The following is a 12,972-nucleotide window of genomic DNA, read 5'->3' as shown; positions in this document are numbered from 1 at the left end:
ATATTTCTTTTGGTAGCGATTTTTTCGCCCAGCTGGGCGAAATGATAGCTGTATAACGGACTATTGTTTTACTCTGCCCCCGAACTTATGATCGCCATAGTCCGACGGATCAACCGCCACTCAGCGCTTGAAAAATAAATAGAGTTCCGTCTTCGGGCACGCGATCTGAAAGCGTTTTTCGGTCAATCACAATGCTGTCGTTAATGCTTAAATTAACATGGCGGCGCAGGGCGCCGCGCTCATCTAAAATATAGTGACTAAAGCCCGGAGCCATCGACTCTACTGCGTGGATAACATTCGCCACTGATCCGCCGGGCACAGTGATTTTTTGATCCTGCAACTGCGGAAAGAATCGAAATAAATGGCGGGTCATTTCAACGCTAGCCATGGCGATTAAGCAAATCTCACGGAATAGACCGGTGGCAAATTATTGGCGATACATTGCCAGTGCTCGCCACGGTCCTCAGACACATAGACGTTGCCGGTCGTGCTGGCAAAGCACACCGCATCACCGGCCACGTCGAGTCCGTGCCGTAATACAATGTCGTAGGCATTTTGCTGAGGCAGCCCATCACGAAAGGTTTGCCAAGACTCGCCGCCATCTGTCGTTCGCGCCACAAATAAGCCACCATCGATTGCCATGCGTTCGGAGTCGGCGACGGCGGGTACCACCCACGCGGTGCGTCCGTCTTTATCATCCGCCGCAATGGGGAAGCCGAAATGCACGCCCATATCGGGCATGCTGACTTTTTTCCATTGCTTAGCACCATCTGCGCTGTAAAAAACCCCGCAGTGGTTTTGTTGCCAAAGATGATCTGGCTGACCCTTGCAGCGGGCAATAAAGTGAGGGTCGTGTCCCCATTCCGGTTCCGGGTTTGGCATATAGTCGTTGGTCATGCCGCAATTGCGGCCCAGCCATGTTTTGCCACCGTCGCTGGTTTCAATCACGCCAGCTGACGATGCGGCCACATGGATGTGGTCGGGATTGCGAGTGTCGATACTGATAGAATGGATTCCCGGTTCGAAAACCCCATAATCAATACTGGCGGGCGTACCACCCCACTGATTGTCACTGCTGGCATCTCCCGCAAACAAATCGCCACCGCGACTCTCATGGTTCCATAGTGGCCGGTTTAACTCCCAGCTGTCACCGCCGTCGTCACTGATAAATAAGCCGCCGGGAATCGTGCCAGCATAGATTCTGCCCGGCTGTTCATCGCTACCAAACGCGAGATTCCAGATCTTGTAGACCGTTGCATCGGCGTAGGATGGCTCACCGACCGGGGCTTCGGGATCAAAATCCGGCGTTGGCAATACCTGCGCGATATAGCGGGCTCCATCGGGGTAATTCACCGTGAGTACGTCTTCCCACGTTATACCGCCATCGCGAGACCGCGACAGCTTTGGCCCCCAGTGACCGTGATCAAGCGACGCCCACATTGTGCCGTCGCGCGGATCACGAGCGGCGTAGCAAACCGGAATACCGGGATGATTGATCGCCCGCGCCTGCCACGTGCCGTTAATGCGATCAATGATAACGGTGCCTTTGCGGGTGCCCAACATAATCAGATTTGACATATAACTGGCTCCCTAATCAGGGGATCAGAATTCGATGGAAAATTCGTGTTAAGAGCTAGGAGTTTAGCCCTGTACAGCGAATTGGCAAGGTGGTGGACCTTTATGGTATTAGAATTTCCCGCCTTGATTCGGGCAATAAAACCATTTTTGGGAGTCGCTTTCCGACGCGTGTGTCTCATTATTCTTCCTCGCTAATGGATGTCATGACATACCCTGGTCGAACGGCGTTGGCGCAATTCGACACGAGGTTTTATATTTTTGTGAGGGCAGGGTGTAGGGCTCTATTAGCCAGATTTGGATTGCCTCGCTATTTGAGCTTACGGCATGCAGTCAGGTGGTGGGCTTAGGTCTTGTTGCTTGCCACAAATTGGCCTGCGGCATAAAAGGATCTGGGGCCAATCATTAGCGACAAAAGCAAGATTCGGCCCCGATCTGCGTGGCTACGCTTTTAAAATCAAGCGCATATTAGTTTTTGTTTATTGCCCAAATACCAGGACCTTTTGTCGCAATATAGAGAAATGCAAAGCAATAAAAGGCGGTTATTTCACCACCATTGGCGATCGGAAATGGGTGGTTTAGGCCATGTACCAACCAGTATCCAACAGCCATAGTGCCGCTGGCGATAAAGGCAGCATATCGAGAATAGAAGCCAACAATGATTAAGGCGCCAGCAAGGAGCTCAATAATCGCCGCGCTTGTCGTCATCGCATTTAATGGGTAAGGGAACGCAATGGGAAATCCAAATAGCTTTTGTGTGCCATGACAAAGGAAAAGAAACCCTGTGACGATCCTGAAGGCAGCGTAGCTATAGTCTGAGTATTTGTTTAAAAAGCTCATATTATTATCCTTTTTTTGTGGTGAGAAAACGGCTTTTGGCTGACAGATAAACGTAAGTGTTCATAAGCGTGGGTGAACCCAGCTATATGCTGTCACGATCTGGCGGCGGCAGCTAGAGGGCGAACGGGAGCCCAACCATCGTCATTCTTCCGGCAAGTATCTAGTCACCTCACTCCGGGGTATTAGGCGGTTCAGCTATTGTTTCGCAAACCTGCCTGGCTTTTTTTGCGCTACTTATTTACTCAGTAAAACGAGCGCCCCTTGATGGGGCGGAACTCCGCCATTGCCAGAAATTATGTTGCGATCAACAACGAGGTTGCGCGTGTGATGTGCTTATTTCTCAGATTGGTTCTAGCGTCCTGTTAATGCATACAGTCGAGACCGCCCAATTCCAGCCAGTCCCCATATCTGATATAGTCGCATCCGAAAACCTAAGGGGTGGCTGCGGCCTGAGATGCGGCGGACTTGATTAAGTCTGTACTGCAAACCCTTGAACCTGATCCGGTTAATACCGGCGTAGGAATAGGTGCAGTTTCACATCCTCTTCTAGCGCGTGCCGGGTCTCTTATTTTGTTATTTATGAGAGAACCATGAATCCTTTATTTACCTCAAAACCCACTCTTTGGTCTGTTGGCGTTGCCTGCTTAGTCACAGCGAGCGCTGCTCATGCCGCCAGTTCTGATGTCGCCAAACGAGCCATTACACCTGAAGAGGTGGTGGTGACCAGCCAGTTTAGAGATAGCAGTTTGCTGGATTTGGCCGCGACGGTTAGCGTGTTTGATGCTGCCACGATTGAGGCGCGGGGCGCCAATAATATTGAGCAGCTATTAAACCTCGCTCCCAATGTGAATTTTTCTAGCGGCGCCTCGCGCGGGCGTTTCTTTCAGATCCGCGGTATTGGCGAGCGCAGCCAGTTTATTGATCCGGTGAGTCCGTCTGTGGGTTTGATCATCGATGGTATTGATTTTAGTGGTTTGGGCTTGGCTGCTAGCACACTGGATATTGGCCAAGTAGAGGTGTTGCGCGGCCCACAGGGAACGGCCTACGGCGCTAACGCCTTGGCCGGTTTGATCAGTATGAGCAGCAATGCGCCGAGCGCAGAGACCTTGTTGAAAGTGTCGGCCGAGGTCGCCGATTACAACGGTAAAACCCTGGGCTTGGTCGCCAGTGGGCCATTGAGCGAACGTCTTGGCTACCGTGTAGCTCTGCAGAATCAGCAGTCCGATGGCTACATCGAGAACGTATTTTTAAATAAAGACGACGTTAATAATATAGATGAGTCGGTGCTCCGCAGTAAGTTGAGCTTCACTGCCAGCGATACATTGCAGCTAGATTTTAATCTGCTGTATTTGGATGCGGATAATGGCTATGACGCCTTTTCTCTATACCAAAATCGTAAAACCCAATCTGATGAACCAGGCAAAGACAGCCAAGAAACCTTTGCAGGGTCGATTATTACGCAATGGTCTGGTAGTGCATGGTTTAACCTTGAGGCGGTATTGAGTGCGGCTAGCTCTGAATCTGAATACAGCTACGATGAAGACTGGAGCTATGTGGGTTTTCATCCCGACGAGTACGTCTCAACCGATAGCTATCTGCGGGATAAAAACAATATCACTGCCGATGTTCGCTTTATCTCAAACGACGCATCTATGCTGTTTAACGGCAGCACCAGTTGGGTAGTTGGCGCGTATATACGTGAGGAAGAGGAAGATCTGGATCGCAATGCTAACTTCAGCAGCGAATTTAACACTGAGAACCATGCCGTTTATGGCCAGTTGCAAACGGATCTCGATGACAAACTGAGTTTAGTGACGGGCTTACGTTTTGAGCAGCGCAACGCCGATTACAGCGACTCCTTGGCGGTGAGCTCAGATAAAGACGAAGACCTGTGGGGCGGTAACCTGACCTTGGAATACCGTCACACCGACAGCACGCTATTCTATGGAACCATCTCTCGTGGCTATAAGGCGGGCGGGGTTAACGGACGAATTATTTCTGCGTCTGCGAACAACTTGGATATTACTCCTGATTTGTTCGAATTCGATACTGAGAGCATGATCAATTACGAAGTCGGCGTAAAAGGGGCTTGGTTAGACCGCCGCTTGCAAGCTCAGGTGGCGGTGTTTTATCAGGACCGCAGTGATGTGCAGGCAAAACAATCCATTTTTGACCCTGCTAATTTCTCCTTCGATGATTTTCTCGCCAATGCAGCGGGTGGCGAAACCACCGGTCTTGAAGTGGAATTAAATTACCTTGCGAGTGACTCCTTGCGCTTCTTTGCGGCAGCAGGTGTGCTGAGTGCGGAGTTTGAGGATTTTGTCAGCAAATCCCACGTTAACGCCAAAGATGACAACAACGGCGTTCCTTTACCGCCAGTAAACTTAGGTGGCAGGGAAGTGGCCCACGCACCTAATTACCAATTCTTTGCGGGCAGTGAAGTGGCCTTTATGGCCAACCTAGTGTTGCGGCTTGAAGTGGAAGGCAAGGACGAGTTCTATTTCTCTAACAGTCACAATGAGAAATCTAGCCACTATGAATTGTTTAATGCGCGTCTAACGTACTACGCCAGCAACTGGGATGTGTCTCTGTGGGGTCGCAATTTGACAGATAAAGACTACGAAACCCGTGGTTTTTACTTTAGTAATGCCTTTGGCAATAACCCGGCCAATGGTTATGCGCCTGAGGCCTACTATCAGTTTGGCGATCCACGAGTGTTTGGCGTGTCTGCAAACTACACTTTTTAAGGAGGATGACATGAAGCTTTCTGTTGAAATAAGCATGTACCCGCTTAAAGATGAATTTATTCCCGCGATCCAGAATTTTATTGATCGCCTGAATACCCATCCGGCTTTGCAGGTGTTGACCAATACCATGAGCACGCAGGTGTTTGGTGATTACGACGCGGTTATGGATGTATTAAAAAAAGAAATACGTTTGTCTTACGAACAATTTGGCCGCGCTATTTTTGTCTGCAAGTTTATCGATGGCGATTTAAGCCCAGTGGCCAGCGATGTTTGACGAGCAGTTTGCGAGTGCGATAACGGGTGCGCTCGCGGCCATGTCCTGGTGGGAGCTTGGCGCGGTAGCGCTGGCTCTTGCCTATCTGATACTTGCTATGCGGGAAAACAGCCTTTGCTGGTATGCCGCGTTTATTAGCACCTCAATTTACATTTTTCTGTTTTGGGATGTGAGCTTACTAATGGAGTCTGCTCTGCAGATTTTCTATTTGGCGATGGCAGTGTATGGCTGGTGGCAGTGGCGTAAAGGTAGTGAGGAGCACGAGTTGCGAATTCACTGTTGGTCGTTGCGAACCCATCTGCTGGTTTTTAACGCAGTAGGCGTGTTAACGCTGGTGTTTGGTTATGTGCTCGCCAACAACACCCACGCCGAGTTGCCGTATTTGGATTCCTTTACTACCTGGGGCGCTGTGATAACCACCTATATGGTGACACGCAAGGTGTTGGAGAATTGGATTTATTGGATTGTGATTGATGGTGCCTCGGTGTATTTGTATATAGATCGTGGCCTGTACCTTACAGCCTTGCTGTTTGTATTTTACGTTGTTCTAGTGGTTATTGGTTTCTTTCAATGGCGGGCGATATTCGAGCGTGAGCAGGTCGCAACAAGCTAGTTATGACGACGCCAAGGACAGACATCATACCCGCCGATTGGTCGCTATGGAGCGACTCTAAGCCCGAATTAATCCGGCCCTTATTAGGCGGCCTAACCAATAAAAGCTATTTAATATCGGCAGGCGATGCACTGTTCGTACTGCGTAAAAACTCTGCCATCAGCGCGGAATTAAATTTAAATCGCCAGACCGAGGCACAGGTACTTGGTCTTGCCGACAGTGAAGGACTTTGCGCGCCACTCATCCACTACGATGCAGATTACCAGTATATGGTAAGCCACTATGTTGTTGGTAAACACTGGCGTGCGGACGATGCGGGACTGTCCGTGCTGGCGAGATTACTGGCAAGGGTTCATCAGCTTCCGGCCGTCGATAGTTATTTAGATATTGGGCACAAGGCTACAAGTTATTGGCGCGCCATTGATGAAGAGGCGGTATTTTCCTCAGATTTAAGCGCGTTGACAGGGCGCGTTGCCGAACATATTGAGGGCGCCAAGTCCTTTGGCGCTGCTCTCTGTGTTTGTCACAACGATCTGTTGTTGGAAAATCTTATCGCCACTGATGGTGGTCGCTTGTACGCCATCGATTGGGAATACGCCGCGATGGGTGATCCCTTTTATGATCTTGCGGTGATAGTAGAGGGCCATGGCCTTGATGAGCCGCAACAGCACGCATTGTTGGCTGAGTATTTGGCAAGGCCGGTGAGCGCCGATGACTTGCAGCGATTAACCCATTGGCGGGTAATTTACGGTTATTTAACCGTACTATGGTATGCGGTACAGTGGTCAAGTGGGCTAATGAAGACCGCTGAAACGAGTCGAGATATTGCTGAGCAAATTCGGGTTTTGAATACTAGATTTACTTTATAGCAGAATGCTTTCCAAGGATTTGAAAATTCGATGAGAAATGTTTTAGGTGCGTTGCTATTCATTTTGATTTCAATTCATCCTGTTGCTGCGAAAGAGGAACTCCCAGCCCTAAAAATACAGCAACTTAGCGATGGTGTTTACCTTCATACCTCCTTTCAGGTTTACGAAGGATTTGGTTTGGTTGATTCCAATGGGCTTGTCGTTCTTGTCGGGAAAGACGCCTACCTTGTCGATACACCGTGGTCTGCAGAAGACACGGAAAAATTATTAGATTGGATTACCGCCCGTGGTTTTACTGTGAAGGGCAGTATTTCAACTCACTTTCACGTAGACCGTGCGGCGGGGATCGAATTTTTAAATTCGAAATCTATTCCGACCTACGCCTCTACCTTGACTAATCAACTTCTCAAAGCATCTGCTAAACCACAGGCTGTAAACGAATTCGATAGCGATAACTATTGGCTGGTGGAGGACCAAATCCAAATTTTCTACCCTGGAGGAGGGCATTCGCAGGACAACGTAGTTGTTTGGCTGGCAGATCAGCAGATTCTTTTTGGAGGCTGTTTGATACGACCGCAGGAGACAGAGAGTCTTGGCAATACTGGTGATGCGGTGATTAGCGAATGGTCACATTCGGTAGCGAATGTTCAGTCTAAATATGGTGACGCCAAAATTGTGGTACCAGGACACGGCAAGATCGGCGATGCCTCGATGCTGGAACACACGCGAAGAATAACGGCTGCAGCGGTACCGCCGCGCGGTTCGCGTCAGCCAAATTCTAAGGCCTTGGAAGACTGAGATTTTAGCTCGGTGCAAATAAAATAAAAAAATTTATCACCCCACCCTGACATTCCTATCTCCGCTGCGTTTATAGCTATGACAGCAGCAATAAACAACGGAGAGCAACCATGCGTTATATTATCAGCCTTTGCCTTTTTCTCGTCATTGCGGTCTCATTCTATGTGTTTGAGACTTCCGAAAAACTCATATCTACGGAAACAACCAGCACCGGTCTGCCCCAAGGGCATGCCATAAATGAAGTCGATACCACGGCGTCTCAGGATTACGCTAGCCGCCAATCTGTTACCAACCCTCCACACCCTCAGCATAAATTTATCAAGACTGCAGCCCCGAAGGCGGCCGCTGGCGACAGATCGGTCGCTGAGTCAGAGAAGCGCCGAGTGAATGAGCAACGTAAATTTGTTTCAGGCATGGCGGCATCCATGATGATTGCGTCCAGTTTTGCTCCACAGCCCCCGCCGCTTGATCGTGAAAACTATAGCGCTAGGAATGAGAATCGATTTCTATCCGTTGCGCTGTCGCCATTATCGACTTTTGGCTTAGAGGTGGATTCAGCGAGCTATTCAAATGTTCGCCGCCAAATCAATCAAGGTGGCGTGCCGCTACCATCAAGTGTGCGTTTAGAGGAAATGGTCAATTATTTTGACTATAACTTCCCCCAGCCCAGTGATGGCCATCCGATATCTGTTATGTCTGATTACGCCGTTGCGCCCTGGAACCCGAAGCATCGTCTCGCAATGATCGGTGTAAAAGCCAGCGATGTGACCGCAAGCAGTGATAAAGGCGCACGGATTACCTTCTTGTTGGACACATCAGGATCAATGAATAGCAGTGATAAATTGCCGCTGTTGATTCGCAGTTTTCAAACATTACTGGCAAACCTAAAACCCCAGGATCAGGTTGCGATAGTGACTTACGCGGGCAGCGCGGGATTGGTGTTGCCACCAACACCTGTAACGGAGAGTGAGCGAATTCATCAAGCTCTGGCTAGTCTTAGTGCGGGCGGATCTACAGCTGGCGGTGCAGGCATCCAGTTGGCCTATGATGTTGCCCGCAAGCAGTATGATAAAAACGTCACTAATCTCGTTATATTGGCCACCGATGGTGATTTTAACGTCGGAGTGAGCGGCGACGGTGAGCTGAAGTCGATGATTAAAAAACAGCGCGAAAGTGGGGTTTTTCTAAGTGTGATTGGCATGGGCAGCGGCAATTACCAAGACGCTAAGATGCAGGTGCTCGCCGAGGCTGGCAACGGTGTAGCGCATTATTTGGATTCCGACATAGAGGCGCAGCGGCTATTTGAGTCGGAGTTAACTCGGACTCTGCATATTGCGGCCAAAGATGTCAAAGTACAGATTGAATTTAATCCCGCTGCGGTTGCGCAGTATCGTTTGCTGGGCTATGAATCGCGGGTGATGAATGCGGAAGACTTCCGGGACGATAAAAAGGACTCTGGCGAAATTGGCGCCGGACACTCGGTGGTCGCACTTTACGAGATTATCCCCGCAGGCACCAGTGAGACGCCTGATATTGAACGCCGCTATCAAACCAGTGTCCCAGCCGGGAGTAAGGCCATGGAGCTGGCTTATGTGAAGTTGCGCTACAAGCAGCCCGACGGTGACAAAGGAATTGAATTTGATCACCTGATGACCACCAAAGCCAAAGCGATCGAGGCGGCGAGCGCCGACTTACAGTGGGCGTCTGCGGTGGCTGAATTGAGTCTGCTATTATCTGAGTCTGAGCATGTGGGATCGTCAAGTCTGCAAAGTGTTTTGCACCGTGCCAAGGCGGTCACATTTAAACAGGCTGACGCTAAGCGTGCAGAATTTATTCAACTGATTGAACGACTCACTCCTATGGTGCTGGCGCAAGAGTAATGACAGACGATATTGAATATTGGCTAAAGCGGCTGGCGGACCCCGCCGCATGTGAATCCCCAAAAGAGCGGGCGGTTATGGAGGCTGTTCGCTCGGGTTTGCGGGCGGCGGATTCACTTGAACAAACAGACGAGCTCGCCCTTAAGCGATTGCATCAGCGTCTTGCCAGCGAAGGCCTTTACGAAGAAACTGCCACGCCATCCCGGTCGATACCTCGCTCTAAACGCCTGCAATTTGTTGGCTACGCGGCGGTATTGCTTGTTGGTGTCAGTCTGGTTCTGAACTATGCGGTGACTGATAAGCCGCTACATGAAGCGGCACTGCAAGAGTCAGAAGCGCGCTTTAGCAAGGCTGAATCGACTAAAAATGCATCGCCCGCATTTAGCAACGCCATGATCGCCGAGGAGCGCGAAGCGACGATGCAGAGCGACACTGCAGGCCGCGCAGGCGCGGAAGAATCACCCGCTGCAATGGCAGCGCCGGCTAAGCCGCAGGCGCTCTCATCGCGGCCTAAAGAGAAAGACCTAAGCGAATATCGCGCTCAGGGATTTGCGGCAGACATGGCAGAGTCCAGGCTCATAGAGGATATGGCGTCAGAGGCTGAGAATGCAGCGCATCCAGTAAGGCTGACTTTAAATCTAGTTCAATGGCAGGCGTTATTGGAGTTGAATCCAGAGGTGCTTTCTCTAAGCAAAGGCGATGAAGAGGGTTCTTGGATACTTGTTCTTTATGATGAAGCAGCAAAGGAACAATGGTTAGCGAAGCTGCCTGAGGCGTCGAAGGATGGCGAGTGGCCGATAGACGTAGAGCTTAACATTGAGGTCATTATTAGCGATGACTAGTTTAAGCAACGTGGATATCGATGCGCTTATTATTGACCTGCAGCAAGGTGGCGATACCCGCAAACGAGCCGTTACCCAGCTCTACATAGCCTTTGCCGGAAAAATGACCCAATTCCTTACACTTCGGGGCGTGCCATTACACGAGGCTGAAGATGTTCTTCACGACATTTTTATATCCTTAATCGCCCGTGCAGATAACTTTACAGCGATGGGGCAGGGTCGTGGCTGGGTGTGGTCGGTGGTACGATCTAAGCTGGCTGATCGCTATCGCAGTTCAGACAAATCAACAGAGTATGTGGATGGTGATGATGCTGTAGTTGACGCCGGACACTATGACAACGACAGCTACGATGAGGGCAGATTAAAGGCCTGTATTGAAGGGCAAATGTCAGCTTTCAGCCGCGACCATCCAGACGGAGCGCAAGCCTTGTCATGGGTAATGGACGATGAATTAGATCTTCGTGCTGTGTCGGAACTGCTTGGTCGAAGCTACGGTGCGACCCGCGAATTTATGAGCCAAATCAAGCGCAAGTTGCGATTCTATATAGATAAGTGTCTGACAAACTAACTGCCAATTTGCGGTGGTTAGTGATGGCTATAAAAAAAGCCACACTGGAAAATTCAGTGCGGCTTTTTGGTTTTTACAGGGTGAACTAACTTGCTAACCGTTCGGCTTCTGCACTATTAGATGCAGCCTGCACCGAAGCATTGAGCACTGCTTGCAACGAGGCCGAAATTACATCGCGATGTTTTGCTATGCCGATATAGCGTTGGTTGTTAATCGATAAATGAACATAGGCGATAGCCTGGGAATCTGTGCCGCTGCCCAAGGCGTGTTCGCGATAGTCCAAGATCTCAATCTTGTCGCCGTACTCATTTTGCCATGCATCAACCAGTGCGCTGATGGCGCCGTCGCCATGACCTTTTAAAACAGTGCTGCCGGATTGATTCTTAAAGCTGAGACTCAATACATCTTGGCCTGCATTCTCTGTGTTGTCCTGGCTCACAGAAAAGTTTTCAATGCGAATATTTTTGTGCGCTTGTAAATAGTGAGCGTCGAACAATTCCCATATTTGCGCCGACGTCACTTCGCCCGAAATCTCTTCTGCGCGCGCCTGCACCATGCGACTGGCATCGATTTGCAGCCAGCGCGGCAATTGCAGGCCGTAGTCGTTTTCCAGCACCCAGCTTACGCCGCCTTTTCCAGACTGGCTGTTAATGCGAATGACCGCTTCGTAGCTGCGACCCAAATCGGCGGGGTCAATCGGCAGGTAGGCCACTTGCCAATGTTCGTCGTCCTGCTGTTTGCTCAGGCATTTGCGGATGGCGTCCTGGTGGCTGCCAGAGAATGCGGTAAACACCAGCTCGCCCGCATAGGGGTGACGCGGGTGCAGCGGAATGGCTGTGCAGTGTTCGACCACTGCAATGATTTCGTCCATATCCGCCAGATTCAGTCCGGGGTCGACACCTTGGCTGTATAGATTCATTGCCATGGTGACAATATCCATATTGCCGGTGCGTTCGCCATTGCCAAGCAGGGTACCTTCAACTCGGTCTGCGCCGGCCATTACCGCTAATTCACCTGCGGCAACGCCACAGCCGCGATCATTATGGGTGTGTACGCACACGGTAATATCTTTACGGTACCGGGTGTTATTACAGAACCACTCGACTTGGTCGGCGAACACATTGGGGCTGGCACATTCGACAGTAGCTGGCAGATTGATGATGATTTGATTACCGCTGTCTCGCCATTCCGCAATCACTGCGTCGCTAATCTCAACGGCAAATTCAACCTCGGTGCTGCTAAAACTTTCTGGTGAGTACTGAAATGACCAATTTGTCTCTGGCTGATGAGCTGCGTATTCCTTCACCCACTTCGCACCCTGCACCGCGATGTCGACGATGCCCTGTTTGTCTAGACCAAATACTCGCTCGCGCTGCACCGGGCTGGTGGAGTTATAAACGTGCACGATGGCATTCTTTGCGCCTTTCAGCGCTTGGTAGCTGCGTGCAATCAGTTCTTCGCGTGCCTGAGTCAGTACCTGAATAGTGACATTGCTTGGAATGCGGTCGCCGTCGATGAGTGCTCTCACAAAATCAAAGTCGGGCTGTGATGCCGCGGGGAAGCCGACTTCAATTTGGGTGAAACCAAGTTTGACTAGCAGGTCCCACATACGGAGTTTTTGTTGCACGTTCATGGGCTCAACCAAAGCCTGATTGCCATCTCGTAAATCAACCGAACACCACTGCGGGGTTTGGGTGATCGTGTTGTTGGGCCACTGACGGTTAGGCATAGCGATTTGTGGCGCGGGCTGATATTTGCGGTGGTTGAATTCGCCCATGATCTGATATTTCCTCTATTGGTATGTTTGGTTTGTTGTATGTCCAGCGGCGGAGCCCGGTGTGCCGGGCGTTTTGCCGTTTATGCTTAGACGCTTTTTGTAAAAGGGTCTACTGTCGTGCTCGCTGAGAGCGGGGTGTGGCGGTCAGCGGGACGTGTTGTGCGGAGCGGTAACTCCACGGTTCCCAGT

At 50.4% G+C, this 12,972-nt stretch carries 12 protein-coding genes and 1 riboswitch; of the genes, 8 read left to right on the top strand and 4 right to left on the bottom strand.

Annotation, left to right across the window (positions count from 1 at the left end; all coding sequences use genetic code 11):
- Positions 1 to 109: 109 nt before the first annotated feature.
- The 3 genes from KXJ70_RS12360 to KXJ70_RS12350 form a co-directional block, all read right to left on the bottom strand.
- Positions 110 to 373 (bottom strand): ubiquitin family protein, encoded by a 264-nt coding sequence (locus KXJ70_RS12360; RefSeq protein ID WP_219043821.1) that lies wholly within the window; start codon positions 371 to 373, stop codon positions 110 to 112.
- Positions 374 to 393: 20 nt separating this feature from the next.
- Positions 394 to 1,578, bottom strand: coding sequence for a WD40/YVTN/BNR-like repeat-containing protein (locus KXJ70_RS12355; RefSeq protein ID WP_219043820.1), 1,185 nt, complete (start codon positions 1,576 to 1,578; stop codon positions 394 to 396).
- Between the two features lie 465 nt (positions 1,579 to 2,043).
- Complete coding sequence (locus KXJ70_RS12350) at positions 2,044 to 2,415, bottom strand: DoxX family protein (protein WP_219043819.1); 372 nt, start codon at positions 2,413 to 2,415, stop codon at positions 2,044 to 2,046.
- Between the two features lie 424 nt (positions 2,416 to 2,839).
- A riboswitch (TPP riboswitch) is annotated at positions 2,840 to 2,955 on the top strand.
- Positions 2,956 to 3,005: 50 nt separating this feature from the next.
- On the opposite strand from KXJ70_RS12350, the gene KXJ70_RS12345 reads away from it, so the two are divergent.
- The 8 genes from KXJ70_RS12345 (at position 3,006) to KXJ70_RS12310 (ending at position 11,006) form a co-directional block, all read left to right on the top strand.
- Positions 3,006 to 5,162 (top strand): TonB-dependent receptor, encoded by a 2,157-nt coding sequence (locus KXJ70_RS12345; RefSeq protein WP_219043818.1) that lies wholly within the window; start codon positions 3,006 to 3,008, stop codon positions 5,160 to 5,162.
- A 10-nt stretch (positions 5,163 to 5,172) separates the two neighbouring features.
- Complete coding sequence (locus KXJ70_RS12340) at positions 5,173 to 5,436, top strand: YkoF family thiamine/hydroxymethylpyrimidine-binding protein (RefSeq protein ID WP_219043817.1); 264 nt, start codon at positions 5,173 to 5,175, stop codon at positions 5,434 to 5,436.
- Positions 5,429 to 6,049: a nicotinamide riboside transporter PnuC gene (gene pnuC, locus KXJ70_RS12335; RefSeq protein WP_219043816.1), complete on the top strand. Its 621-nt coding sequence runs from the start codon at positions 5,429 to 5,431 to the stop codon at positions 6,047 to 6,049. The genes KXJ70_RS12340 and pnuC overlap by 8 nt, the downstream gene beginning before the upstream one ends.
- Before the next feature lie 2 nt (positions 6,050 to 6,051).
- Positions 6,052 to 6,918, top strand: a complete 867-nt coding sequence (locus KXJ70_RS12330; protein ID WP_219043815.1) for a choline kinase family protein — start codon at positions 6,052 to 6,054, stop codon at positions 6,916 to 6,918.
- Positions 6,919 to 6,948: 30 nt separating this feature from the next.
- A complete protein-coding gene (blaDIM, locus tag KXJ70_RS12325) occupies positions 6,949 to 7,716 on the top strand; it encodes a DIM/SIM/IMP family subclass B1 metallo-beta-lactamase (RefSeq protein ID WP_219043814.1) in 768 nt (255 codons plus the stop codon).
- A gap of 110 nt (positions 7,717 to 7,826) precedes the next feature.
- Complete coding sequence (locus KXJ70_RS12320) at positions 7,827 to 9,596, top strand: vWA domain-containing protein (protein ID WP_219043813.1); 1,770 nt, start codon at positions 7,827 to 7,829, stop codon at positions 9,594 to 9,596.
- The gene (locus KXJ70_RS12315; RefSeq protein WP_219043812.1) at positions 9,596 to 10,438 is read left to right on the top strand and encodes a hypothetical protein; all 843 of its coding nucleotides are present in this window, start codon (positions 9,596 to 9,598) and stop codon (positions 10,436 to 10,438) included. The genes KXJ70_RS12320 and KXJ70_RS12315 overlap by 1 nt, the downstream gene beginning before the upstream one ends.
- Positions 10,431 to 11,006, top strand: a complete 576-nt coding sequence (locus KXJ70_RS12310) for an RNA polymerase sigma factor (protein WP_219043811.1) — start codon at positions 10,431 to 10,433, stop codon at positions 11,004 to 11,006. Before KXJ70_RS12315 ends, KXJ70_RS12310 begins: the two co-directional genes overlap by 8 nt.
- An 85-nt stretch (positions 11,007 to 11,091) precedes the next feature.
- On the opposite strand, the gene leuA is transcribed toward KXJ70_RS12310, so the two are convergent.
- On the bottom strand, positions 11,092 to 12,783 hold the full coding sequence (gene leuA / locus KXJ70_RS12305; protein WP_219043810.1) for a 2-isopropylmalate synthase: 1,692 nt from the start codon (positions 12,781 to 12,783) through the stop codon (positions 11,092 to 11,094).
- Between the last annotated feature and the right edge of the window lie 189 nt (positions 12,784 to 12,972).

Source organism: Zhongshania aquimaris, from assembly GCF_019312595.1.
Classification (GTDB): Bacteria; Pseudomonadota; Gammaproteobacteria; order Pseudomonadales; family Spongiibacteraceae; genus Spongiibacter; species Spongiibacter aquimaris.
This window is presented reverse-complemented; position numbering and strand designations above follow the sequence as displayed.